At 47.4% G+C, this 26,693-nt stretch carries 20 protein-coding genes; 13 read left to right on the top strand and 7 right to left on the bottom strand.

The genetic code is table 11. The annotated features are described in order from the left end of the window. The first annotated feature begins 203 nt into the window (after positions 1-203). Both MKY16_RS17865 and lpdD read left to right on the top strand, forming a co-directional pair. Positions 204-5,717, top strand: coding sequence for a S8 family serine peptidase (locus tag MKY16_RS17865; protein ID WP_340956467.1), 5,514 nt, complete (start codon positions 204-206; stop codon positions 5,715-5,717). 180 nt (positions 5,718-5,897) lie between these two features. Next, positions 5,898-6,245, top strand: coding sequence for a prenylated flavin chaperone LpdD (gene lpdD, locus MKY16_RS17860; protein ID WP_029515644.1), 348 nt, complete (start codon positions 5,898-5,900; stop codon positions 6,243-6,245). A gap of 11 nt (positions 6,246-6,256) precedes the next feature. Here lpdD and MKY16_RS17855 read toward each other — a convergent pair whose 3' ends face one another. Continuing rightward, positions 6,257-6,844, bottom strand: coding sequence for a hypothetical protein (locus MKY16_RS17855; RefSeq protein ID WP_029515643.1), 588 nt, complete (start codon positions 6,842-6,844; stop codon positions 6,257-6,259). A gap of 223 nt (positions 6,845-7,067) precedes the next feature. On the opposite strand from MKY16_RS17855, the gene MKY16_RS17850 reads away from it, so the two are divergent. Both MKY16_RS17850 and MKY16_RS17845 read left to right on the top strand, forming a co-directional pair. Beyond that, positions 7,068-7,439, top strand: coding sequence for a DUF4190 domain-containing protein (locus MKY16_RS17850; protein WP_025720792.1), 372 nt, complete (start codon positions 7,068-7,070; stop codon positions 7,437-7,439). A 92-nt stretch (positions 7,440-7,531) separates the two neighbouring features. Beyond that, the gene (locus tag MKY16_RS17845) at positions 7,532-7,771 is read left to right on the top strand and encodes a hypothetical protein (protein WP_340886161.1); all 240 of its coding nucleotides are present in this window, start codon (positions 7,532-7,534) and stop codon (positions 7,769-7,771) included. A 153-nt stretch (positions 7,772-7,924) separates the two neighbouring features. On the opposite strand, the gene MKY16_RS17840 is transcribed toward MKY16_RS17845, so the two are convergent. Then, entirely contained in the window at positions 7,925-8,077 is a 153-nt protein-coding gene (locus MKY16_RS17840; RefSeq protein WP_013311427.1) for a DUF1540 domain-containing protein, read from the bottom strand. 296 nt (positions 8,078-8,373) lie between these two features. Next, positions 8,374-9,561: an enoyl-ACP reductase FabV gene (gene fabV, locus MKY16_RS17835; protein ID WP_029515641.1), complete on the bottom strand. Its 1,188-nt coding sequence runs from the start codon at positions 9,559-9,561 to the stop codon at positions 8,374-8,376. A gap of 189 nt (positions 9,562-9,750) precedes the next feature. Between fabV and MKY16_RS17830 the strand changes: the two genes are divergently transcribed. The 5 genes from MKY16_RS17830 (at position 9,751) to MKY16_RS17810 (ending at position 20,197) form a co-directional block, all read left to right on the top strand. Continuing rightward, entirely contained in the window at positions 9,751-15,999 is a 6,249-nt protein-coding gene (locus MKY16_RS17830) for a WIAG-tail domain (RefSeq protein WP_340956465.1), read from the top strand. A 157-nt stretch (positions 16,000-16,156) separates the two neighbouring features. Then, on the top strand, positions 16,157-16,654 hold the full coding sequence (locus tag MKY16_RS17825) for a hypothetical protein (protein ID WP_340956463.1): 498 nt from the start codon (positions 16,157-16,159) through the stop codon (positions 16,652-16,654). 168 nt (positions 16,655-16,822) lie between these two features. Continuing rightward, positions 16,823-17,533, top strand: coding sequence for a response regulator transcription factor (locus MKY16_RS17820; protein WP_029515637.1), 711 nt, complete (start codon positions 16,823-16,825; stop codon positions 17,531-17,533). Positions 17,534-17,535: 2 nt separating this feature from the next. After that, entirely contained in the window at positions 17,536-18,915 is a 1,380-nt protein-coding gene (locus MKY16_RS17815) for a HAMP domain-containing sensor histidine kinase (RefSeq protein WP_340956461.1), read from the top strand. 214 nt (positions 18,916-19,129) lie between these two features. Then, positions 19,130-20,197, top strand: coding sequence for an ABC transporter ATP-binding protein (locus tag MKY16_RS17810; protein WP_029515635.1), 1,068 nt, complete (start codon positions 19,130-19,132; stop codon positions 20,195-20,197). 147 nt (positions 20,198-20,344) lie between these two features. On the opposite strand, the gene MKY16_RS17805 is transcribed toward MKY16_RS17810, so the two are convergent. Beyond that, a complete protein-coding gene (locus tag MKY16_RS17805) occupies positions 20,345-21,628 on the bottom strand; it encodes a pectate lyase family protein (RefSeq protein ID WP_029515634.1) in 1,284 nt (427 codons plus the stop codon). Positions 21,629-22,008: 380 nt separating this feature from the next. On the opposite strand from MKY16_RS17805, the gene MKY16_RS17800 reads away from it, so the two are divergent. Beyond that, positions 22,009-22,746 carry a cyclase family protein gene (locus MKY16_RS17800; RefSeq protein WP_023989797.1) on the top strand — a complete coding sequence of 246 codons (738 nt, stop codon included), beginning with the start codon at positions 22,009-22,011 and terminating at the stop codon, positions 22,744-22,746. 161 nt (positions 22,747-22,907) lie between these two features. On the opposite strand, the gene MKY16_RS17795 is transcribed toward MKY16_RS17800, so the two are convergent. Next, positions 22,908-23,321, bottom strand: coding sequence for a DUF4183 domain-containing protein (locus MKY16_RS17795; protein ID WP_013311418.1), 414 nt, complete (start codon positions 23,319-23,321; stop codon positions 22,908-22,910). A gap of 446 nt (positions 23,322-23,767) precedes the next feature. Between MKY16_RS17795 and MKY16_RS17790 the strand changes: the two genes are divergently transcribed. Beyond that, the gene (locus MKY16_RS17790) at positions 23,768-24,409 is read left to right on the top strand and encodes a DUF4183 domain-containing protein (RefSeq protein WP_080658569.1); all 642 of its coding nucleotides are present in this window, start codon (positions 23,768-23,770) and stop codon (positions 24,407-24,409) included. Here MKY16_RS17790 and MKY16_RS17785 read toward each other — a convergent pair. Further along, complete coding sequence (locus MKY16_RS17785) at positions 24,387-24,566, bottom strand: oxidoreductase (protein ID WP_238437886.1); 180 nt, start codon at positions 24,564-24,566, stop codon at positions 24,387-24,389. The two genes, MKY16_RS17790 and MKY16_RS17785, sit on opposite strands and share 23 nt — an antisense overlap. A 282-nt stretch (positions 24,567-24,848) precedes the next feature. Between MKY16_RS17785 and MKY16_RS17780 the strand changes: the two genes are divergently transcribed. Both MKY16_RS17780 and MKY16_RS17775 read left to right on the top strand, forming a co-directional pair. After that, a complete protein-coding gene (locus MKY16_RS17780; protein ID WP_209949784.1) occupies positions 24,849-25,433 on the top strand; it encodes a TetR/AcrR family transcriptional regulator in 585 nt (194 codons plus the stop codon). A gap of 74 nt (positions 25,434-25,507) precedes the next feature. Further along, positions 25,508-26,089 (top strand): NAD(P)H-dependent oxidoreductase, encoded by a 582-nt coding sequence (locus MKY16_RS17775; RefSeq protein WP_029515630.1) that lies wholly within the window; start codon positions 25,508-25,510, stop codon positions 26,087-26,089. A 145-nt stretch (positions 26,090-26,234) separates the two neighbouring features. Here the strand turns inward: MKY16_RS17775 and MKY16_RS17770 are convergent, their stop codons facing one another. Beyond that, positions 26,235-26,564, bottom strand: a complete 330-nt coding sequence (locus tag MKY16_RS17770) for a hypothetical protein (protein ID WP_029515629.1) — start codon at positions 26,562-26,564, stop codon at positions 26,235-26,237. Positions 26,565-26,693: the final 129 nt, after the last annotated feature.

Genomic DNA, 26,693 nt, shown 5'->3' with positions numbered 1-26,693 from the left:
CCTATTAGGATTGTAAACTCACCTATGAAGTACCACCACCTATGAACAACCAAATATTTTTGTGCCTCTATATTCTATGAAGGAGGTGGTCGCCAACCACATCGTGTTGCGCAACCCGTGTGTTTGATGTGTAAGGTATGAGGTCTTACTCTGTACAGGTTATTCCAGAAACATTAAACCTAGTAAAAGGAGTGGAGAAGTAATTGATTAAACCTAAACGATTCAAGAAACCACTATCTATCGGACTATCTTTGCTAATGGCCTTTTCCTTTGTTCAACCTGCTTTGGCGAATAACGCACCGGATGGCTCCAAGCTGGAGCTGAAATCAGCCTCGCACAAGGTCACGACCGCGAAGGTGTCTCCGAAACTGACCAAACAGTTTGAGGAGAATAACTATGTTACCTATCTGGTCAAATTAAAAGAACAGGTAGACACCAACAAGGTTTCCAAAAATGCTCTCCAAAAGGCCTCACTTGAGAAAATAACACCTTCCGCTGCCAAAATGGCTGCACGCAGCCATGTGATCAGTTCTCTGCGCGAAACGGCTTCAAGAACCCAATATGGGCTTGAAAATTATTTGGATAAGCAATCAGAGAGCGGCGGAGTGAAGGAATACAAAAGCTTTTTTATTGTCAATGCATTGGCTGTAACAAGCACCAAGGAGGTGCTGGATCATATTTCGCAGTTGCCTGAGGTCGATAAAGTCTTGCCGAATGAAACGCGTTATCTGCAAAAGGTGACGGTTGACAAGCAAGCAGAGGGGGCAAATGCCAAAACGGCTGAAACAGCTGAAACAGCGACAGCAGCAACAGCGAAGTCTGCAACGGTAGAGAAAGCTGTAGAACTGGAGAAGGACGATGGCAAAACATCGGCTAAGCCTGGCAATGCAGGTAAGAACGCTGTAGACCCATCTACGGTGGAATGGAACATATCCCATATTAACGCACCACAAGTGTGGGAAAAAGGAATTGACGGAACCGGAATCGTAGTTGCCAATCTGGATACAGGTGTAGATTATACACATCCAGCCCTTCATCGCAAATGGCGGGGTCTGGACGCGGCAGGCAATGTCGTGAATCCCGAGCTGAGCTGGTACGATCCGCATAGTCATGCGACGCTTCCGGTCGATCAGGAAGACGATTCCCATGGTACGCATACGATGGGCACGATGGTCGGCTCCGAGGAGAACGGAACGAACCGAGTGGGCGTTGCTCCTGGTGCGAAGTGGATTGCGGTTCGGATTTTTAATCCGGAAACGACGGATGCGATTATACTGGATGGCGGCCAATGGCTGCTTGCGCCAAAAGATGCTCAAGGGAATCTTCATCCCGAGCTTGCTCCAGACGTAGTGAACAACTCGTGGGGAGGCGGACCGGGTCTTGATGAATGGTTCCGGCCTGTGGTTCAGGCATGGCGGGATGCTCAAATCTTCCCTGAATTCTCCGCAGGTAACACCTCTCTTTCCAATCCGGGCGGACCTGCCTCAGTAGCCAATCCGGCGAACTATCCGGAATCCTTCGCTACTGGAGCCACGGATAGCAATGATAATCTGGCCAGCTTCTCATTGTTAGGACCCTCACCCTATGGTGAAGTGAAGCCCGAAGTTTCCGCGCCGGGTGTTAATATCCGGTCATCTGTTGCTGGTGGCGCCTATAAAGGCGGATATAACGGTACTTCTATGGCGGGACCTCATGTTGCGGGCCTTGCAGCACTGTTGCTGCAAGCGAATCATTCTCTTACCGTAGATCAACTTGAGGAAATTTTGATGAATACGGCTACACCACGAACGGACAGCACATATCCTACTTCACCAAACAATGGCTACGGACATGGTGTCATTAATGCGCTGGATGCGGTCGGTTCGGTTATGCAGGGTCTGGGCTCCGTGTCTGGTAAAGTTGTAACGGGTGGCGACGATCTGGAAGCACCTGTTCTCGAGCATACACCGCCCGCAGCGGCATTCGAGGGTATTGATATACCTCTGACTGCTCATGTAACGGATGATGTCGGCGTGACAGCCGTTGAGGCATTTGCCAAAACAGCAGGTACTTCAAACTATGTATATATTCCGTTAGAACGGACCTCCGGCGACAGCAAAGATGGTACATATCAAGCGTCTATCCCGACTTTTTTGGTGGACAGCGCTGGTCTGGAATACTATATTCGTGTAAATGATTATGGTAATAATGGATTTGAAACTGAAGTATACAAGGTTAAAATCTCCAAAGGCGTAAAACCAGGCTACACACAAGACTTCGAAAAAGACATTGCCGGTATTAATATCGGTGGACAGGGCAGTGTTTGGAAATGGGGAACTCCGACAAGCGGCCCTAAAAACGCACATTCGGGTACAAAGGTCATCGCGACTAATCTCGAAGGCCAATATCAGGCCAACTCCAACAGTTATTTTATGGCCCCTCCGATTGATCTGACCGAGAGCTCAAAAGGGGCACTGGTCAGCTTCAAGCATTGGTACGATCTTGAAAACAATTCTGATTTCGGCAAAGTGTACGTAGCAACCACAAACAATCAGAATGCGTTTGAGCAGGTATTATCGTTTACCGGCACCAGCAACGGCTGGAAAACACAATATCTTGATTTGCGGGCATTCGCGGGTCAAAAGGTATACCTCCTGTTCAACTTTACGAGTGACAATACGGTTGTGAAAGATGGCTGGTATATTGACGATCTGTCGATTCAGGAGCCAGACACCGTTGCACCTGCTGCGCCGAGCAATTTGACTGCTGAAGCAGATACTGTGGGCAACGTTACACTAGCATGGAATGCTTCCTCCGATGAAGATGTGAAGCAGTATAAGGTGTATCGTTCTACCCAATCAGGCAAAAATTATACTTCCATCGGTACAACCTCAGCACTGACACTCACAGATACCATCACGGTCGGTGGAGCAACCTATCATTATGCAGTGGCGGCTGAGGATTATAGTGGCAATGAAGGAATCAAGTCGAATGAGGCTTCTCTGAGAGTAGACGTGCCGGATACGCTGTATAGCGATCATTTTGACGGCAGCTCGGATAATGGCTGGACTCATTCTGGTACTAAGGATGAGTGGGAACGCGGCATTCCCAAGGAAGTAGGACCAGAGAGCGCAGCGTCCAGACCCAATGTGTGGGCAACCGATCTGGATAGCAATTATGAGAACGGAGCTGAATTTTCGCTGGTTTCTCCAAAAATTAATTTGCAGGCTGTACGCAACGCAACACTGACCTTCAATCACTGGTTTGAAATTGAGGCCGGCTATGATTACGGTTATGTGGAAGTGTCTAAAAACAATGGCGACACGTGGAGCGAGCTGGGCAAGTTCTCTCACAACACGAATGGGAAAAAATGGACTCCAGTTTATTACAATCTGGATAGCTACACCGGCAATGAGATCCAAATTCGCTTCCGTTTGAAATCGGATAACAGTGTCAACAAGAACGGCTGGTACATTGACGATTTCCGTGTGCTGGGTATTCCAGCTGCGACAGTGACCAAGGACATCATACCTGAGTCGAATATCAAGCTGGAAAAAGCGGAAGAACAATTCCCGCTGTACAAAATTACAAGCACTGAAAAGAGTGAATTCCAGGAGAAAGTGAAGCCGGCAGAAACAACGGTGGAACGTGGACGTGTCGGTCTCGACAGTCTTCCAGCCAGCGCTACGGTTACGGTATTGGAAACAGGACGTTCGGTGAAAACGGACCCGACCACGGGCAAATACAGCTTCACCCATGTAGCGGGCGACTATACGCTGAAGGCTGAAGCCTATGGTTATGTGTCTCAAACGAAAGCAGTCACGATTGAGAATAACAAAGTTATCAGAGCAAACTTTAGTCTTCAGGCTGTACCTCACGGTACGATTCACGGGGTCATTACTGACAAGCAATCCGGTGAACCGATCCAAAAAGCGAAAGTGTTGGTGCTGGAGGATGCACGTATTGCTCCGGTAGAGACGAATGAGGCTGGAGAATTTACGCTGGACGTGCTGGAAGGAACATACACATTGTCCATTTCAGCTGAGAATTATTATAGCGACAGTGTATCCGTTACTGCTCCTCCGAACGGTAGTGTGGAAGCGAATATCACGTTGAAACCTTTCATCGGGTTCCAAGGAGGCATTGCCTACGATGACGGGACAGGAGAAAATGCTAGAGCCTTTAACGCGGCAGGCAATTCATGGGCAGTCAGAATGACGCCTGAGTCGGAAGTGGCTCAAGTGACAGGAGCATCGCTTTTGTTCTGGAACTCTGCTTTCCCAAATCCGGGAGGAACGGCATTCCAATATTCTGTCTATGACGCCTCCGGTGCGGCAGGAGCACCTGGACGATTGTTGGCTGGTCCATTCGACGGGACTGCCGTTCGGGATGAGACACAATGGACGACGGTGCAGCTCCCAGAGCCGGTGACGGTTCAAGGTGACTTCTACATCGTATATACACAGTCTGCTGTAGGCACACAGTCGCCGGGTCTTGCTACAGATGAAAGCAGTCCCAATGCGCTTCGAAGCTGGCAAGGTGTAAGCGGCGCATGGAGCCAATCACCTGAGGAGGAAGGGAACTACATGATCCGGGCTATCGTCAGATATCCGGTGAATGCTCCAACGATTACGACTCCTACGAAGGCTACCTATACGCAGGAAGAGACGATTACCGTAACAGGAACTTCTCCGGCAGAAGGAGCCGATATTCAGCTTTTTAACGGTAAGGAGCTGGCTGGCACAACGAAGGTGAAGGATCGCCAGTTCAGTTTGTCGGTTGATCTTCAACCAGGTGCTAATCCGCTAAGTGTCCAAGCAGCGGTATACGGCAAAATAACGGATCGTTCCGAACCGGTGGTCGTGACACTTGACCAGACTAAACCGGGTCTGATCCTGACTTCGCCAGATGAAGGAGCCCGTACGAATGCGGGTGTCGTGAGCGTCACCGGTACGGTGTATGACGAATTCCTCACCGATTTGACGATTAACGGCGAGCCAGCTGAATTTGGAAGTGACGGCACCTTTAACAAGCGATTGCTTATCAACGAAGGTGAAAATCAAATTACGGTGACGGCCAAGGATCTTGCCGAAAACGAAACAACCGTTACGCGCTCGGTGTATGTCGATACAGCTCTACCGAAGCTTGAAAACATTAGCCCTGCTGAGGATGTGCGTATTACCCCGGGGCAGCCGGTACGAGTATCCTTTGACAGTGCATCCGGTTTGGAGGCGTCCTTCCATGTGGAGCTGCCTTTCAACCTGTCCACTTTGGGCCGCAACGATATTCCATTAAATGAGACTTCGTCAGGCCACTATGAAGGTACTTATTTTACTTCATCTTCCCTGAACCTGGAAGGCGGAGTCATCGTGATCCGGGTAAGAGATGCAGCGGGAAATGAAGTGGAGACGGAGGCGCCGGGAAGATTGTATGTAACCAATGGTGGAGGACAGAACCCTGATCCGAATCCACCTACATCCAATGAAAAGCCAGTAGCCATTATTCAGGCTAACGAATCAGCTAAGAAGAACAAAAATGTACAATTTAACGCCAAAGCTTCCCGTGATGTAGACGGTGAGATCGTCAGTTACAGCTGGAATTTTGGGGATGGTGATACGGCGGTCGGTTCCAAGGTGAAGCATAAATTCACCACAGCTGGAACGTATACCGTGGAGCTAACGGTGACGGATAATGACGGCGCAAGCGGTAAGACTGTGCATACGATCACGATCCGTTAACACCCAGTAGGAAATGGAATGCTTGTTTTAGAATAACAATGAAGGCCCACAGCAAGCTACGGTTTATAGGCTGCTGTGGGCCATTTTTAAATTGTCGAACTGTTCAAGAAGCGATACAATGAGTAGAACTCTATAAAGTGAATCGTTTCACAATAATATTTTTTAGCAGGAGAGGATCCTATGATTCATTTGCAAAAAGAAAGCGGACGTATCCGTCTTGTACTGGATGCCTATTTTATGGGGGAAGATATCGTTGTACTCATTTCTGGCGGTGATCAGCCCCATTTGGGAACGATTACAGCAGGGGCCAGACTCGAGCCGATTCAAACTGTGCAATTGCAAAATCACAAGGAGTTTTATATTACCGAAGAAATTGCAGTTCGCTTACGAAAAGAGTTTGCGGGCAATTTTGCCATTTGCTGCGGGACACATTTGGACCATGCATCCAAGGACGAAATCCGAGTGCTGACAGATATGGCCATACAACTGGGAAAAGAGCTCATTGGAGAACTCAAGCAAGCACGCTAGTAGCAACCTTTTTAAGTGAACTCTCGAAAGAGCAGATTGCGATAGGGGTATTTACTAAAGGAATACTTAAAAAGCAATGCAAAGCCATCGTCCTCAATTTGTACGGATTTCAGCGCAGAGGATGGAATCAAACTACGGATCATGACATGAACTGCACGCTGGTCTTGTCTGTTGATCGCTTTGGCTAAGGCAGAAGCAAAACATGGATTACGTGCCAATTCGCGATACAGCGGAAAAACGGCTTTTGCGATGGCGCGATGAACTCTCGGCTCAAATGTAAACTGCACAGTCCCCGGTGGAATCGTTGTTCCATTCGTATAATAGAGCATCGGTGGCTGAGCTAAAAAGGAAATAAAGTAGCCGATGCCATTCGTGCCTAAGCCTTGTTTGGCGGCAAATGGAGCTACTGAGCAGAGAAGGGATTTCATCCGATCCAAATTCGCCTGAACGACAGCTCGTGACCATTGAACTGCAAACGCACGGCGAGTTGCTATAGCTTTGTAAAATGGCAGCATGGCAGTGGATATTATCCTAAGTGTGTTTGCATTTAAACGTTTGTGAGGCGAGCGCTTTCTGTGGGATGTTGCACGATATAGCATAGCTCCGACCTCCTTGGCAGGATGCTCTCATGGAGCACAATTGATCTGTAACAGGTAAAATACTGTATGCCCAGTTACCTCAAAAAGTGCTAATATCGCTATGTTTCTTCTTTTTAACGTTCTAATTTAAAAATTCGAAATAAGTACTGTCCTGATTTGTAAGATTGTGGTACCCTAGAACTTATATAATTGCTATTTTTCGTATTGGAGTTGAATTTAACAGATGAGTGATTTGTACAAGGAGCCTCGATCTTCCGATCCTTTTCAGGAGACGAACGATTATAACGCCCCATTTAACCCGCCCCCAGTAGTTCCACCTACCAATAGTAAAGCTGTTGCCTCGATGGTGCTCGGGATTTTATCTGTTGTCATTCCCTATATTGGGTTGATTATCGGAATTGTGGGTATTATTTTGTCCAGTCTTTCCCTGAAGGAAATTAACCGTCATGGCGAGCAAGGCAGAGGTATGGCCATTGCTGGACTGGTATGTAGTATTATCGGTACACTGATTTATACACTGATCATCATTTTTATAGTTATTGTTTTTATTGTAGCGGCCTCCAGTGGCGATCCGGATATTTTTTCAGACATTTAATGAATTGAGAATGCTTGAGTCAGACAAACCATTCACGATTTGACTATTGGATGCTATGATAAAAGGAGTCCAATGAAGGAGAGTGAAGCCGTATGGCACGTACTCAAACACAAAAAGCGCTAAGCAAGGCAAAACGCGCTGGAATCTATTGCGCGGCACAGAGCCGCAAAACAAATGACCATTATGGCGAGATTTCACAGCACATACGAATGAAGCCGACCAAGCAGGAACAATTACAAAAGGTCAAGCACAAGAAGCGAATCGTTCAGAGCGACGCTTCTTTTTTTGTCTTTAGAGAGAACAGCAGTGTCCTTTTCAGCGTGGATTTATAAAGTAGCAGAGAAATGATTGTATACAAGCGAAAAGCGCTTTTCTGTACCGAAAAAGGACTTGATAATAATTATCATTCTTGTTAGAATATCATAAGAAAGAAGGAACCCGGGCATGGGCTCCTTCATTATAAAGCTAGGCTTGAAATCAAAGATTTACTTGGCTTCGAAGGTTTTGCAGTCTGTTTCTTCAGACTTGTGAGTGTCTTCTGGTCTGTTGCTTACGATGTAAATGGAGCTAGCGCTGCATTTATTCTCTTGGGCCCAGTACGTACAAGAGTTGACTTCACACAGAACGTCTTTTGCCATGTTGTGCACCTCCTTATATGGGTGTGATGGGCTGAGCAAATAGTATCACGGTCAGTCAAGGTAGGACTTGTCCAACTGTGTTTACCCTCTTGTTAGGAAGAGGGATTTTGCTATGCCTACCTGTACAATATCAAATGAAATTTAAAATTGCAATGATAGCATCATTTGCAGTTCAAAGCGGACATAAGTGTCCCTTTTAATTAAAAACAAAAGCTGTCCTCCATGCAGAACGAAATGTTTCTCTGCTGGAGAACAGCTTTTTTTGTTTTTCTAACATAGGGACAGCACTAAAAGACTTAGCGCACGTTAGGAATATTTATGATGGGATCAATATCAGCATCATAGTCCACACCTTCGAACTCAAAGCCGAACAGTTGGAAAAATTCGCGACGATATCCTTCAAGATCTGACAATTCGTAGATATTGTTGGTCGTCAGCGCCTCCCATATCTTCTCAACCTCTGCCTGCACGTCTTCGCGCAGTTCCCAATCATCAATGCGAATACGTCCTTCTTCATCTACAGGAGTTTCTGGTGCGTACAGACGCTCAGCAAACAGGCGGTAGCTCTGTTCTACGCACCCTTCATGCAGCCCTTTTTCCTTCATTACCTTATATAAAGCAGAAATATACAGAGGAACGACAGGGATAGCGGAGCTTGATTGGGTAACGAGTCCTTTGGTGACTGCGACGAAGGCGCGTCCGCCTGTAACTTTCAGCTGATCGTTCAGCTGACGTGCTGTCTCCTCCAGATGATCCTTTGCACTTCCGATACTGCCCTCTCTGTAGATGGCTTGTGTAATATCTGAACCGATGTACGAAAAAGAGAAGGTCGTTGCAGTATCGGCGAGCACGCCGCCAGCACGCAAGGCGTCAATCCACAATTTCCAGTCCTCACCGCCCATAACTTCTACAGTTCCTTGTACCTCTTCTTCTGTTGCGGGTTCGAGCGTCACGCTGCTGACTTCCCCGGTGTGGAAGTTAACGGTCTTGTTTGTGTAAGGCTTACCAATAGGTTTAAGCACGGAATTAAACGTTTCGCCTGTGCGGGGATTTGTACGGCGACCTGAAGCGACACTATAAACCACTAGATCGACTTGTCCCAGTTCTTCGCGAATGGCTTCCACCGTTTTGGCTTTGACCTCATCCGAGAAGGCATCTCCTGTCACGCTTAAGGATTTAAGCCCAGCTTCCTGAGCGGCTTTTTCAAATGCAGCAGAATTGTACCAGCCTGCCGATGCTGTGCGTGTAGCCGTAGCATTGCTAGGACGATACACGCCAATTGTATTGGCACGCGCACCGAAGGCGGCAGTAATGCGAGAAGCCAATCCATATCCGGCAGATGCCCCGATTACAAGTACATTACGGGGGCCTTGGATAGCAGGACGGGCCTGTACATAGTCAATTTGCTCCTGAACATGTTGGGCACAGCCCACCGGATGAGCAGTGGTGCAGATAAAGCCACGTGTTCTTGGTTTGATAATCATGTTATTGTAATTCCTCTCTTCTTGTAGCGATCTTCACCCTTACTATTTTAACTTTTAACTATTTTTTTTCAAACGTGGATTTTAGTAAGTATCCTTTTTACCCAAAAGTGAATCTCTGTACAGGGTGGCAAGTGCCTAAGGGTCTGCATATGATGCTGTAACGATAAACATGAGAAGGGAGAGAGCTGCTTGAAGAACAAGAGCCGAAAAACCAACAGAAACAAAAAGCCGCTCTATCGTGTAATTGACCCGGATATGAATGAGTTAAGTATGATACAACGCTCAAAACCACTGCCTGCGGAGAGGGAGACAGAAGCAAGACTTCATCAAGTTGCTTCTCCGCCTCCCCCAACTACAGAGGAGTCGGAGCTAAAGACAGTTGTCGAGCCTGAAGTCGAGGCTCTGCACGAGAAAGAAATTGAGGTTGCAGATGTTGAGGAGACTCCAGCTTTGATGGAAGAACCCCCACTGCCAGAGCTAGAGCCAGAGCCAGAGATAGAGCTAGAGCCGGAACCAGAACCAGAACCTGATCCAATTGATGTGGAAGAAATTTTGAACAATAAGAAGGCTCCGCATGTAAACAATGCTTTCATCTATACAGACGATTTGAGTGATTTCGCTGTGACAGGTGAAAAGATCGCTCCCGCTTCCATAGATTCCAGCAAGCTGAAACAAGAGAGTATCCAAACGGAATTTCTAGCAGATTATGCTGTTCATACAATTAAAATAGCTGACGGTGCTGTGACTGCTTCGAAGATTGCTCCCGACTCCATTACGGTCGAGCATCTGTCAGACGCATCAGTGGCAGGCAGTAAATTGCAGGATCGCTCTATTAGTGGTGAAAAACTTCGTGATGGCAGCATCACTCCAGAAAAGCTGGCGGATAAAATTATCAGCGGCGATCATATTGCCAATGGCTCGATTGAAAGCCGTCATTTCAAGCAATGGATCGTGTCTTCAGATATGCTTCAAGATCAGTCGGTCACCTCCGATAAAATTCGCAGCGGTACGATTCAATCGAACAATTTGGCGAATGAAGCTGTTGATAGCTCCAAGCTGGGCGATCAGTCTGTGACCACCTCCAAATTGCGGGATGGGGCTGTGGATGGAACTAAAATCCAGGCAGGCAGCATTGAGAGCGCGCACCTGACCGAGCATGCCATTCATGCAAGGCATTTGGCCCCCGGTTCGATTAATCGCAAGCAGCTATCCGACGGAATTGTGGGCAGGGAACAATTGGAGGAAGGTGTTGTCAGCGGGCGTCATCTGGAGTCTGAGGCAGTCACCAGTACGCACATTCAGGCAGGAGCGATTGAAAGAAAGCATCTGGGTCCTGGCTCCATCGGGGAAGAGCAGCTTGGAACGGGCCAAGTAACAGCCCGGCATATCGCGGATCGGAGTATTCAATCCAATAAACTGGCAGATCAGTCTGTAGGCTCATTGCAGATTGTTGATCAATCCGTCACTTCATCCAAAATATCGGATCAGAGCATTCTCCCACACAAAATTGCCGATGAGGCAGTACTTACCAGACATATTGCAACAGCAGCCATACAAGGACCTCAGATTTCTCCAGAGGCAGTTTCTTCCGTGCATCTTCAATCCGAAATTATTCGGAAAGATCATATTGCACCAGAGGCGGTTACGGAGCAACATTTGCATTCCGGGGCTGTGACAAGCGAGAAAATAGGGAAGGGTGCAGTTCTGGATTACCATGTGGCGAATCAGGCTATCAAGGAAAATCACATCGCTTCGAGCGCTATTAAGTCTGACAAAATCGCTGACGAGGCGGTTATAGAAACTAAAATTGGCACAGGGGCGGTAACCGGAAATAAAGTTGCGTCTCAAGCCATTACCCACGTACACATTGCAACGGGAGTAATCCGTGAAAACCACCTTGCCGACAACAGTGTGGGCGGAAAGGCGTTACAGGCTCAATCGGTGGATTCAACCCATTTGGCCCAGAGCTCTGTACAGAGCAAGCATCTTGGGGAAGACAGTGTCGGAACCGCGGCGTTGCAAGAACAGTCCGTTACCGCAGACATACTAGGCGAAGGCGCTGTTCATACCGCGCATTTGGCCAGTGGTGCGGTATACTCCCACCATTTACAGGATCATGCCGTTACTTCGTTGAAACTATCGCCGGAAAGTGTGGCTACGGATAAAATTAATGATTTGGCGATTACTGCGCCTAAGCTAGCTGAGGGCAGTGTCACTTCCTCCAAGCTGTCTGCTCGTTCGGTGCAGCCATGGCATATTACGGATAAAGCAGTACTGAGCAACCATCTGGCTGTTGAAGCAGTGGAGGCGAATCATCTCGCGCCGGAATCCGTCACCTCCAACCATTTGCAGTCTGCTTCGGTCCAAACCAAACATCTCGCCCCAGATAGTGTGTCCGGCCATGCACTTCAGTCGGAAAGCGTCACTTCCGAGAAGTTAGCGGCTCGGGCTGTGCAGGCTTCCAACCTGGCGGAAAACTGCGTGGGACCCGGGCATTTGGCTGCACAGGCCGTACAAACCAGACATTTGGCCGCAGGATCAGTAGAGGACACGATATTAGCCCAGAATGCAGTGAAGTCTGAGCATCTTGCAGCAGAATCCATCCAATCCGAGCATTTGCAAAGCGGGATCATTCAGGGAGAGCATATTGCATTGCAGGCTATAGCGACTCAAGCCATACAGGATGAAGCGGTTACCTCTGCCAAACTATCAGAGGAAAGTGTAACCTCTACCAAGTTGTCAGCCCATGCAGTGCAGTCCGGGCATATTATGGATGAAGCTGTACAAAGCAACCATTTGGCCGTGGCGGTTGTGGACTCGACCCATCTGGCATCTGGAGCGGTCACCTCGGTGCACCTACAGGCCTCCTCGGTGCTAACGAGACATTTGGCTCCGGATAGTGTGTCCGGTCGTGCACTTCAAGCGGAAAGTGTAACCTCGGAAAAGCTGGCAGCCCGCTCGGTACAAGGAATGAACCTTGCAGAAGGCAGTATCGGCCCTTCACATCTATCTGTGCAGTCCGTACACACGCGGCATTTGGCAGCTGGAGCGGTACAGGATAGAGTGCTGGCAGAGGGAGCGGTGAAGTCCGTGCACATTGCCCCGGAATCGATCCAACCACACCATCTGCATACTGAAATCATTCAGGGCGAGCATATTGCATCCCAGGCCATATCGACCGATGCTTTACAAGATGAGTCTGTGACATCTGACAAACTGGCAGATGAGGGCGTGACTGCCGCCAAGCTGTCGGCCCACTCCGTACAGTCGTGGCACATTACAGACGAAGCAGTGCAAGGAAATCATTTGGCAGCAGAATCCATCCAGTCGAACCATCTGGCACCGGAAAGTGTCACTTCAGCCCACTTGCAGTCTTCGTCAGTGCTCACGAGCCATCTGGCCCCGGATAGTGTGTCCGGCCGTGCACTACAAGCGGAAAGCGTCACCTCGGAAAAGCTGGCAGCCCACTCGGTGCAAGGAATGAATCTTGCGGAAGACAGCGTCGGCCCGTCACATTTGTCTGCACAGTCGGTACACGCCCGGCATTTGGCAACTGGCGCAGTACAGGATACAACGCTGGCAAAGGGAGCAGTGAAGTCGGTACACATTACCGCGGGGTCAATCCAGCCACATCACCTGCACACAGGAAGCATTCAGGGCGAGCATATCGCATCCCAGGCCATATCGACCGATGCTTTGCAGGATGCGTCTGTTACCTCCGATAAATTGGTGGATGAGGGTGTGACTTCCGCCAAGCTGGCGGTCAACTCGGTACAGCCGTGGCACATTACAGACGAAGCAGTGCAAGGAAATCATTTGGCAGCAGAATCCATCCAGTCAAGCCATCTGGCTTCCGAATCCGTTACCTCTCGCCATTTGCAGGCTTCCTCAGTGCTTACGAGTCATCTGGCGCCAGATAGTGTATCCGGTCGTGCACTACAGGCGGAAAGCGTCACCTCGGAAAAGCTGGCAGCGCGCTCGGTACAAGGGACGAATCTTGCGGAAGGCAGCATCGGACCGTCACATCTGTCTGCACATTCCGTACACAGCCGGCATCTGGTAGCCGGAGCGGTACAGGATAGAGCGTTGGCAGAGGGAGCAGTGAAATCCGTGCATATCGCTCCAGAATCAATCCAATCACACCATTTGCACCCTGGAACCATTCAGGGCGAGCATCTGGTATCTCAGTCGATATCGACTGATGTTTTACAGGATGAGTCTGTGACATCTGATAAATTGGCCGATGAGGGTGTGACTGCCACTAAGTTGTCGGCTCACTCGGTACAGCCGTGGCACATTACAGATGAAGCAGTGCAAGCTAATCATTTGGCAGAAGAGGCCGTTCAATCAAGTCATCTGGCGCCGGAATCTGTCACCTCAGCCCACTTACAGTCTTCGGTGATACTTGCGAGTCATTTGGCGCCGGATAGTGTATCCGGTCTTGCGCTACAAGCGGAAAGCGTCACTTCGGAAAAGCTGGCAGCACGCTCGGTACAAGGGACGAATCTTGCGGAAGACAGCGTCGGTCCTTCGCATTTATCTGCACAGTCGGTACACACTCAGCATTTGGCAGTCGGCGCTGTGCAGGATACAGCGCTAGCTGAGGGGGCAGTGAAGTCAGTACACATTGCCCCGGAATCCATCCAGCCGCATCACCTGCACCCTGGAACTATTCAGAGCGAGCATCTGGCATCCCTGTCGATATCGACCGATGTATTACAGGATGAGTCCGTTACGTCTGATAAATTAGCGAATGAGGGTGTGACTGCTGCCAAACTGTCGGCTCACTCGGTACAACCGTGGCACATTGCGGACGAAGCAGTGCAAGCCAATCATTTGGCAGAAGAGACCATCCAGTCGAGCCATCTGTCACCGGAATCTGTCACTTCAGCCCACTTGCAGTCTTCGGCGGTACTTGCGAGCCATCTGGCCCCGGATAGTGTGTCTAGCCGTGCGTTACAAGCAGAAAGCGTCACCTCGGAAAAGCTGGCGGCACGCTCGGTGCAAGCGACGAATCTCGCGGAAGGAAGCGTCGGCCCTTCACAATTGTCTGAGCATGCCGTACACCCCCGGCATTTGGCACCTGGTGCAGTACAGGACAGAGCGCTGGCAGAAGGGGCAGTGAAATCCGTGCATATCGCACCGGAGTCCGTCCAGTCGCATCATCTGCAAATGGGAACCATTCAGGGTGTGCATATCGCCTCACAAGCAATACCGACCGATGCTTTGCAGAATGAGTCCGTTACGTCCGACAAACTAGCGGATGATGGCGTAACTGCCGCTAAAATATCTCCTCATTCGGTCCAGCCGTGGCACATTACAGACGAAGCGGTGCAAGCCAATCATTTGGCAGAAGAGGCCGTCCAGTCGAGCCACCTGGCTCCTGAATCGGTCACCTCTGATCATTTGCAGGCTTCGGCAGTGATGACTCGGCATATTGCGCCGGGGAGTATATCGGTTCACGCGCTCCAGGCAGGCAGCGTGAACGCTGAGAAGCTTGCACTTCGGGCGGTGCGTGCTTCGAATTTGGCAGAAGCCAGCATAAACTCCGTGCATTTAACGGAGCATGCCGTACACGCTCAGCATTTGGCCGAGGGGGCGATCCAAGGGTCCGCACTGGCAGAAGGCGTGGTGCAGTCCAGGCATATCGCGCTGGATTCAGTCCAGTCGGAGCATCTGCAAGCAGGGGCTATTCAACCACAGCATGTAGGCTGGCAGGCGGTGGTTGAGGATGCTATACAAGAAGGAGCGGTAACATCCAGCAAGCTGGCAGATGGAACGGTACAGTCCCGTCATGTGGCTGAGGAGGCTATTGAGAGCCACCACATTGGAGAGGAAGTTATTGATTCGCATCACCTAAAAGCGGGCTCAGTGACACGGGCTCAGCTGTCCACAGATATTCATCTCTCGGGACTTTTGCCAGAGGAAGGTATCAGTGGCGACAGACTTCAGGCAAACAGTATATCTCGAAACCATCTGCAAGCTCAGGCCGTCGACAGCGAGGTGCTGAGCCCGGGAGCTGTGGGAGCAGAGCATCTGCAGGCCGCTGCGGTACAAAGCCATCATGTGGCAGAGCAGAGCATTGAAGGCCATCATCTGGTGGAAGGCACTGTAGGCTCACGTGAGTTGGAGCTGAACGCAGTGAAGCCGGAGCATTTGAGCATCACTCCGGTTCGTACGTGTGCGAATCAGCCCGCATTGCAGCAGTTCGGCAGAGCGCCGTTTCTTTTGAAAGGCAGTGAAGGAGAGACGGAAGTGACCATTGTATTCGGGGAGCCTTTTCTAAACCCGGACTACACATTAGTAGCGATGACGAACCACCCTCTCTTTCATGCGACGCTGAAATCTCAGACGCCGAATGGAGCAGTGATCGTCGTAACCAAGTGGAACGAAACCGCGCATAACTACGGTATTATTTCCTGGATCGCCATTGGCTAGTGAAGACGGTTATTGTAAAACTCATAGCGTGCAGACTCATGTATTTTCTAAATACAGAGCTGCACGCTTTTTCATATACTTTTCACACATTTGCTCCACAATTATGCCGAATTCTCCTGATAAGCTAAAGATACTTTAAAGGAGAGGTGATTCAATCATGAAAAAATGGACTAAAAATGCAGCAGCCGTATTGACCGTAGTAAGTGTACTGGGAGGAGCAAGCAGCGCATTCGCCGCTACAGCAACAACGACTCCAGCGAGCACTGCACCAGTAACCAAAGCTCCTGCGGTTATGACACCAGCTACCAAAACACCGGCAAAAGCACCTGTGACGAAAACACCTGTGGTAAAAACACCGGTTAAAAAAGCTGTAACAGCTCATAAAACAACAACCAAAGCAAAGAAAGCCCCTGCCAAAAAATCCGTTGCGAAAAAAGCGGCAAGCCACAAAACAAAAGCAGTGAAAGGGCAGCACCGTACAGTTAAACATCATGCCAAAAAACATAATGTTGTTAAACACAAAGCAACAGCTCATAAAACTCGTACACATCATGTCGTAGCTAAAAAAGTGACCCACAAAACTCCAGTTAAAAAAGCAGTCCCAGCAAAAACAGCTCCAAAAGCAGCAGCCAAAGTAGTAACAACCAAGAAATAAGTTTGATGCGTAGTTAGCACTCAGCTCGCCTGGCATATACAGCAGCGATTCATGATAAGAAAGACGGGACCGGGAACGGTATACCCGTCTTTTGTCTATTCTGCTAGGCTTCTGTTAAGCTTAAAGAGAGGATGGAAGCATCCAGAACAACGGCAAGGGGTTAAGGCCATGACAAAAATAGTAGTAGTGGATGACGATGTGTTCATTCTGCAATTAATATCTGAATATTTGAAAAAAGAATCCTACGAGGTGACTTCCTTTTCCAGCGGTAAAACACTGGTAGAGCATATCCGTACGAACCGTCCGGATTGTCTCGTTCTTGATATTATGATGCCTGGCATTGATGGGCTTTCTCTACTGACTCAGCTTCGTGAGTTTACGGAAATGCCGATCATTATGATCTCTGCCCGTGGAGAAGAGAACGACCGTATTCACGGGCTGGAGCTGGGCTGCAGCGATTTTTTGACCAAGCCCTTTAATCCAAGGGAGTTGGTAGGAAGGGTCAAAGCAATGCTGAGACTGAGCAAGGCCGGAATGTCTGCATCGGACGATAGGCAAGCGGCAGAAAACGCAGATCTATGCCATGCGGGCAATCTGTATATTTTTGCTGACTTTCGTAAAGTCACAGTGGACGGACAAGAGCTGAATTTAACCTCACGTGAATTCGATCTGTTGCTGTTTCTTGCGAATCATCTGGAAAGACCTTTTGGCAGGGAACATCTGATTCAGCAGGTGTGGAGCTATGATTTTATAGGTGATGTGAGAGTCGTGGATGATCTGGTCAAACGGATTCGTAAAAAGTTAGCTGAATATCACTCTACGCTCGTCATTAACACCGTATGGGGTTTCGGATATAAAGCAACGGTTCAGGAGTTGTAATCATGCGTACGATGAGAGCTAAAATACTGCTTTCCCTGTCCATCGCCATGCTTATTACCGTCTGTATTACGGTGGTTTTATTCGTTAGGCTTATCGACGACATTCTGGTGAATCAAGTCAAATCCAAACTTCATGAGCAGGCACGCAAAGCCGTCCATATTATGAGCGATGGAGGCTTTGATCGACTGGATAATGCTGAATTTAACTATGTTATCAAGGGCGTGCTTTTATCTACCGATTACTTTATTTTAAGCACGGATAACCACATCATCGACTCAAGCGTCTCTGGAATGGAAGGCAAAAAGATCGAACATTTGCTTTTGATCCGCCAGGGATTTTTTGCATCGGTTCATCCGTCTGCCCAGGATCTGACCGCTACACATGAAGGGGTGGCTGTGCTTCAAGGTAAAAAGGTACTGTTTACGAATGAGGAATTGCCCGGACAACCTTTTCGTATTTTTGTATACTCACCCTTATCTTCTTTGAGAGCCCTGTATGTACCGTTAATGAGAACCACATTACTGTCTATCATCGCGGGTTTTTTAGTGATTCTCGTCATTGGTCTGATGGTGGTCTCACGTCTGGTGCGTCCGCTCAAACGATTGAAGGAGGCGGTTGGCAACTATGAGCCGAATCAGCCGCAGGATAGTGATTTTCCGCAGGCGGATAAAAGTGAGATTGGCGAGCTGATCGGCACCTTTCACTCCATGTCCGCCCGTATTCAGCAGCACCATCACGGTCAAATTGAATTTCTACAAAATGTATCTCACGAGCTAAGGACACCGTTAATGTCGATTCAAGGCTATGTATATGCCATACAGGATCAAGTGGTATCCCAGGACGAGGGACTGAGTATCATCAAAGTGCAGTCCCAGCGGTTAATTGACATGGTGGAAAAGCTGCTGCAGCTATCGAGGCTGGAGGCGCTGAATGAAGAATGGCCTGTCTCTCTGGTTGATCTTAGAAGCATGGCGGAGGATGCTGTTCATCTATTGATGCCGGTGGCTGCTGAACGTTCTATCTCGCTCCGAGTGGAGGGAGAGGGTCTGCATGTGGCCGTTCCGGCCGAGCAATTGTTCCGCATGATATTGAATTTGCTGCAAAATGCAGTTCGGCATACCTCTACGGAGGTTGTCATTCATTTGGAGACAGGGACAACACCGGAGGTTGTATGGGTTATACATGTGGATGATGATGGGGAAGGGCTGACCGAACAAGAGGCAACCGAGGTGTTCGGAAGATTCTATGCGGGCTCGAATGGTGTCACAGGTCTTGGATTGGCTATTTGTCGTCAAATTGCTACCCGGTTGAATGGAGAACTACTCTGCACACGTTCGCCATTGGGTGGAGCACGCTTCAGCTATATCCAGCGCATGTTATAAATGAGTACAAAAATGGTTAAAAATGATCGTTTTTTCGGAGAAACATTTCATTTATCTAACATCGAATGGAAGTTTTTCGGTGATATTTGAGATATAGCTTGACTGGTAGGTACTAAACTGAGTAAAATTAATCGTATATACCTTGACTCATGGACGTCGTTTTTTTAGATAGTGGTCAATAATAGTGATGAATAATAAATGAAAGAGTGATGAGATGAACCGCCTTTTGGAAGTGAAGGACTTAACGATATCTTTCAAGACCCGCCAGGGACTAGTGCAGGCCATTCGTGGCGTAAACTTTCATGTCAATAAAGGAGAGACGCTGGCGATTGTGGGCGAATCCGGCTCAGGTAAAAGCGTAACCTCACAAGCTGTTATGAAGTTGATTCCGACCCCTCCGGGCATTTATCAAAAGGGTCAAATTATGTTTGACGGACAAGAGCTGATTAATAAAACGGAAAAGCAGATGCAAAAAATTCGTGGTAAGGAAATTGGCCTGATTTCTCAGGACCCAATGACTTCGCTTAACCCGACGATGAAAGTGGGCAAGCAGATCACGGAAGTGCTTTTCAAGCATGAAAAAATATCCAAGGATGCTGCTCGCAAGCGGGGTATTGAGTTGCTGAATCTAGTAGGTATTCCACATCCTGAACAGCGTTTTAACCAATATCCGCATGAATTTAGTGGTGGTATGCGTCAACGTGTCGTCATTGCGATGGCATTGGCTGCTAATCCGAAACTTCTGATTGCCGATGAGCCGACGACTGCGTTGGACGTAACGATTCAAGCTCAAATTTTGGAGCTGATGAAGGATCTTCAGAAAAAGATCGATACTTCCATCATCTTTATTACTCATGACCTCGGTGTTGTGGCGAAGATGGCTGATCGCGTTGCTGTTATGTACGCAGGACAAATCGTGGAAACAGGTACGGTTAATGAAATTTTCTACAACCCGAAACATCCATATACATGGGGCCTTCTCGCCTCTATGCCAAGTTTGGACAGCCATGGTCAGAAGCTGGCAGCTATCCCGGGAACACCTCCGGATCTGCTTCACCCACCTGTAGGGGATGCTTTTGCAGCCCGCAGTTCTTATGCTATGAAAATTGACTTTGAGAAAGAGCCTCCACTCTTTCAATTATCCGATACGCACTTTGTGAAATCATGGTTGCTGCATCCAGATGCGCCAGCGGTTGAGCCACCAGATGCGGTAAAGGCTAAGCTTCGCAAGCTGGATAACGCATTTGAAAAGCCGGTTTTGGTAGAACAATACGGTAGTTAATGTGCGCTATAATTTGTAATTAAACAAATGAAAAATAAAAAAAGGGCTGTTCTCTCCGTGTGGAATCATTCTACGGAGGAAACAGCCTTTTTGGTGTAAAATCGCAGGTTGTATGCGTCTGCGGTTATTTGTGTTAACGGGCAGTGTTTACAGCTTACCAGAGCCAGCTTGGGAAGTGACTTCTGCCTTCACACTGGCGGATGGGGAAATTTTATCGTTCAGCGATGGTTTCCAGCCTACAGAGGAGCTAAGACCCGCACTGGAGCCTGCATTAACAGCTTGTCCATTCAGGATTGTGCCCGTATCTGACAGGGCAGTTCCACCAAAGACAGTCACGATTTTAGCTGCAGATAAACCGGCAACGTCAATAACATTGTTTTCGGCGAAGATTTTGGAGGATTTACCTGCGCCCCATATATACAGTGAAGGATATTCGGAGCGTTTTACATCACCTGTATAGTAATTGTTGTACAGATGGACTTGTCCATACCGCACGCGTGGTGTGCGTTGTACCGTGTTTTCATAATAATTGTGATGCAGGGTTACACGTAAAGTCCCTTCATCTGCTGTTTTACTGTCGCTGTTGCCAATAATCGATGATTTATCATGATCGTAAAAATGATTGTAAGAAACCGTAACCAGATCGCCCTGGTTAATCACATCGAGAAGCCCATCATGATGCTGGTATTCTTGACCGTAAAAGGAGCCGTTTTGGCTATCTGGGTGAGATCCATCATTGAAGGTATTGTGGTCTACCCATACATGTGTGGCGCCGTTAATTGTAATGCTGTCATATTCCGAATTCCAATTGCCTGTGCTGCCGTCCGTTGGGTCCCATTGAGGAAAATAATCGTAGGCATCCTGGAACTCAATATTACGGATAATGACATTATCTGTCCCTTTTTTTAGTTGAAGGTTCGCGCCGTTAATGACGGCATTGCTACCCTGACCGACAATCGTTGTATTAGAAGGAATCTCAATGACGACACGACTGGCCTGATTTTTTTGTGAAGCCTCACGTGCCTTTTCCAATGTGCCGGACGGAGCCTTTTTACCCCAAGTGGATGGGTCATAAGCTTTGAGGTAGGCGTCAAAATCATATTTAGAGTCCTTGTAATCGTTCAATCCCAACGGCTTGTTATTGTCATCGACGTTGGCGTTGATCGTGCCTTTGACATAAATGATTTTAGGCGTACTATTGCTGTTTTTGCCCAAAGCATCGACTAATTGCTTGCGATTCGTTACGGTGAAAATATTAGAAGAAGAGGCTGCAGCTCCGCCTGTTGTGCCTGTAGAAAAGGCTGCCCAACCGTTTTTGTTACCAAGCGTTTCTTTACCAATATCGCTGGCTGCATGAGCAGGTGAACCAAGAGGGGACAGGGTAGTGAATAGCAGAGCTGCTGCAATTCCGAGTGAAAATCTCTTTTTCATAAAATACCTCCGTATATTGGATGAATAGAGTAGACAAACGAAGGGAGTCCCGGGTGCTCCTGTGGTTTCTACATTTTCTATCATACTTCGTGTTCCAGTATTTGTTAATATAATAAAAGTTACATACTAAAATTTTTGTCGAATTTTTTATATAATTCAATAGACCCCTACTTTTTCCAATCAAGACGTATATGTAATAATGAAAACGTTAACAATCACACGGAATAGGAAATGTATATATGAATATATGGAATTGTTTTTGTGTTTTTTCTCAAAATGTTAACGATTTCAATCTATACATTCTGGAAGGTCGATTTATAGATTTTTGCAGAATCCTCAGGTAAAATGGCTTGTAATAAAGCTGAGGAGGAATGGGCATCATGGCAGAGCATTTAGCAGATATCTTGAAGTTGTTGAAGCAAAAAGAGTGGGTAGATTTGTCCCACGCTTTTTATCCTGAAATCCCTCATTTTCCAGTATTCGATAATGTTCAGGTGGATACCCTGTTTACCCACGACGATGGCTTTTTTGTAAAACAATACTGCTTTCCAGGTCAGTATGGGACTCACATTGATGCACCCGTTCATTTTGTGAAGGGCAAACGTTACTTGCATGAGCTTTCATTGAAGGAGCTGGTTTTGCCGCTCGTTGTCATTGACCGTTCAGCAGCCGTTGCAGCCAATTCTGACTATGAACTTACGGTTGCGGATATTTTGGACTTTGAGAAAGAGCATGGACGCATTGCTGATCAGTCCTTTGTCGCTTTTCGCAGTGATTGGAGCAAACGTTGGCCTGATTCAGATGCCTTCTCGAACAAGGATGACGCCGGAGATGCACACTGTCCGGGCTGGTCGCTAGAGGCGCTACGCTTTTTGGTAGAAGAACGAAATGTGGCTGCCATTGGACATGAAACGCTAGATACGGATTCTTCTGTAGCTTATCGCAAAGCTGGCAAGCTGGTAGGGGAATATTACATATTGGAGCAGGATCGGTATCAAGTTGAGGTGCTGACAAATTTGGACAAGTTGCCCCCGACGGGCGCGGTCATATATAATATCGTTCCGAGCATTCAAGATTCCCCCGGATTTCCAGTGCGCTCCTTTGCTATTTTGCCTTAATCATACAGTACCCAGTCATTTGAAAACGATTGTATATTCATCTTGAGCTTAAAAGACCGATTCAGATATCGACATCTGAATCGGTCTTTTCTAGCTTATAGGGGGAATGTACAGCCTGAATGACCGTTCAGTCCATCTTTGAATCAACATGATGAAACATCTTAAGTGATAATCGTTACGGTAGGGGCAGAGATGGTGGGCTGAGTTGATATGGTGGAGGTTGTGCCGCTAAAATCAGATATTTCTATGACAGCGGGGACACCTGGTGTAATATCTACAGAGGCAATGACCAGACTTGCCGTGGTCAGGGTGAATAAGGAGCTCTGCTGAATAACTCCATTAATATAATAATTAGCAGAATCAGTAGCCGTTAATGTTGGTAAAGCAACAACGGGAGCGTCGGCGTCATCTACGAAGCTTGCAGCAGGAATAGTTGTTGTTGTTGCTCCGATCATCCCGGCTGTAATTGTTGCAAAAAAACGAGTCACGGCTGGGGTTACAGTCGTGCTTATGGCACCACCAGTTGCTACGGGAGCAGTAGCTACTGCTGTGTACACAGGTTTTATGATGGGCATAGTTTTCATCTCCTTTCTTTACTGGTATGAGCCATTCGGTGGCTCTTAATCAATAAATGATTTCTCAACCTATTCGGAAACGGCATATTAACCTTTCTATTAATAATAGGGTGAATGGAGAAGGCCTATTTTGCTACAAATACAGATGGAAGCGAATACTTGGAATCGGCATCCTACAAATGCCTAAAACCCTAAAGAGGGATATGCATACAATACATAAATAAGCATGTGAGAAGGAGGTGTACACGACTGGTATGAGGAGACGCGATTCATCACTAAGAAGGCAAGGAAAAAGAACCGTACATTGCAAGATCAACAAACGTAAAAAGTGTAAAACAAGTTATTCACTCAAAGGTAGAACAAAAACGGGGTTCCATGCCAAAAAGCATCCAAAGCTAATCATGCAACGGAGATGTAGAAATGCTCCTACCAAGCGGAGGCGGAGAATGGGCAAGACGGGAAAGCCGGGTGTTCCAGGTTCGGCAGGAGCACAGGGTATTCCTGGTTTGACAGGGAAGCAAGGCGAAGCCGGGTTAACAGGGGTACAAGGTATTCCAGGTTTAGCAGGAGCACAAGGCATACCGGGAACTGCGGGAACACCGGGAGTCCAAGGAATACCAGGAATACAGGGTCCAGCAGGAACACGGGGAGCGCCAGGTCCGGCTGGCGTCCAAGGTAGTTCAGGTGCAACAGGTGCACCCGGCCCTACTGGAGCACAGGGCATAGCGGGCCCAACCGGAGCCCAAGGAATAACAGGCCCAACCGGTCCGGCAGCTGACATTTCAAATATTGAAATTATACCCATAGCCGAGCGATATTTTTATTTTGCACCTGCTACAATTGAGTCTTCAATCACGATTATGGCGGATCAATTTTCTGTAGATGGTGTACAGGAGCCCTTTCAGCGGTTTAATGTCGGAAGCAACAGTTATGCCAATCTATACATTAATGGAATGATACAAGAAAGCACATTGTATAGACTGACACCTGAATCGCTGACGATTCGCCTTAACGAAGGGGAGGCAATTTCCTCCGGCACACCTATTATTGTGGAAATTGTTCAATTTAGTGTGCGAGCCAGTGGATGATACTGTTCGCGGTGAGGCAACCCAGAGGCAGATACAGCTGTTTTTGGGGCAACGAGCCTTTGCGTCCGACATGCCAAAGCTGAAGACCGGCCTTGGAGCTTTGGTTATGGATGGCGTGCACGACTTTTTGCAGCGGGGAAATGTGCTCGTCGCTCATATGCCAAGACTGCCTGAGTCTTTTCCCTGCTGGGTGACTGCATGCACCTTAAGCATAATGAGTCCCGCCTGCCCGAGCGCCCGTTTTATTCGATTACATATCTATTTTATATGAATAAAATGTGGCGATACACGTATCATTAATTGTATTTATGATCATTCACTTATAAAAACATGGTATTTAGGTTTAATACAATATATATCAAATGAAAGTATGAAGACAGAATGAGCCTGCATAAAAATATAATTTGCATTTTAGTTAGTTATCACTTACTATAATTTTATGAACAAGAAAACACATATAGACAGCAAAAAGAAAGATATTCTGCAGGCAGCGATGTGCTTATTTGCAACCAAAGGAATTGACGGGATTTCAGTCAAAGAAATTGGAGAGGCTGCCGGTGTGACGGATGCCGCGATTTATAAGCATTTTAAGAGTAAAGATGCGATGGCCTTGGAAGTATTTGGGCAGTATTGCAATAGCTACACCACCTTAATTGACTTCTATCGCAAGCAGAGTGGGAACTTCGTTAGTCGTTTCCATCAACTGGTGGATGAAGTGCTGAATATGCATGATGAGGACCAGTATGGTTTGCTTCTACTATCACAGCATCATGAGCTGTATGTTGAAGCAAGCCAGAGCCAGAATGTGCGTCAGCCGCTGGAGGCGTTGACTGAATTCATCGAACAGGGGATTCAACAAGGTGAACTGCCGAAGCAGGATGCTAAGCTATCCGGTGTGCTCATCATTGGAGCTATTACACGCTTGTCCGTATCCAGCCTGGAAGGTGAACTTCCACAGCAGTTGGTTCCATTTGCAACAGAGGTCAAACAACGTTTAACAGCTTTATTAAGTAAAGGTCAGTAGTGACCTTTTCTTTTTAAATATAAAGTTAGTGTTTTCTAACTAAAATCATAATGTGAAGATAGGAAGTGGCTTATATGTCTAAAAAAATATTGGTGATTCAAGGGAATCCAGTCGCTGGCAGTTATGGAGAAGCGTTGGCTCAATCCTATGTAAAAGGAGCGAAGGCTGCAGGAGCAGAGGTTCGTTTGTTGCAGTTATCCGCGTTGGATTTTAACCCAAATCTATTAGGTGGATATCGTAATAAATTGCCGCTGGAACCTGATTTGATCCAAGCACAGGAGTCGATTAAATGGGCAGAACATCTTGTTTTTGTCTTTCCAATCTGGTGGGGCAGCTTGCCTGCATTAATGAAAGGCTTCATTGACCGTACCATTATGCCGGGGTTTGCGTTTAAGTATCAAAAAGGAAAATCCTTGCCTGACAAGCTTCTAAAAGGAAGAACAGCTCGCCTCATTACAACGATGGACGGTCCGCACTGGTACTACCGATTTTTCCAGGGACAGCCTGGGCATCGGATGATGAAGGATTCCACGCTGCATCTATGTGGTGTCAAACCAGTGCGTTCTACGACCATTGATCTTATGAATAAGTTATCGGATCAGCAGCGCAACGATTGGCTGAGCAAGGTGGAGCAGCTAGGTCGAAGCATGAGCTAGGTGTTCCCCTGACCCAAACCCATTGGCCTACAGGTAAACCATAGCGGTATCTGAGCATAATCGACCTGCGAGAAGGAAAAAGACCGCAATGGGAGCAACTAGCTCGCATTGCGGTGTTCGGAATAGCTTATGTTTGCAATCAACGTTAAATAAATATCGATGCAACGATTAAAATAAATCCGATCGCTAGACCGGCAGGGCCCCAATAATGCATAGGGATAAAAAACAGACTGTGCTGGGTTCCCATTCGATAGCGTTGTCCCGTTTCCATATCAACTAGCACTTTGTCCGAGTCGGAGTTGAGTGCTTTCCCCAAATACCAGATAATAACTCCCGACACAATGAACACAAAAGCCATTGGCAGCCGGGAATCTATGGAGTCAAGCCCTAGAGCGGATACTAAACTACCGACAATAACAAATAAAATCCCTGGAATAATAATATTTAAAATACCAAAACCCTTCCAAATAATCACATGAATACTTCCTTTCTAAATTAAAATCCAACATATGTATTTATCGGTTGAAAGAGAGATTTAGTTTACAAAATGACCCATTCAATGGGGAATTTACAATGTGTAAAACTGGAAGAACAAAAAAAGCCG

The organism is Paenibacillus sp. FSL L8-0641, from assembly GCF_038006265.1.
GTDB classification, from domain to species: domain Bacteria; phylum Bacillota; class Bacilli; order Paenibacillales; family Paenibacillaceae; genus Paenibacillus; species Paenibacillus polymyxa_D.
This window is presented reverse-complemented; position numbering and strand designations above follow the sequence as displayed.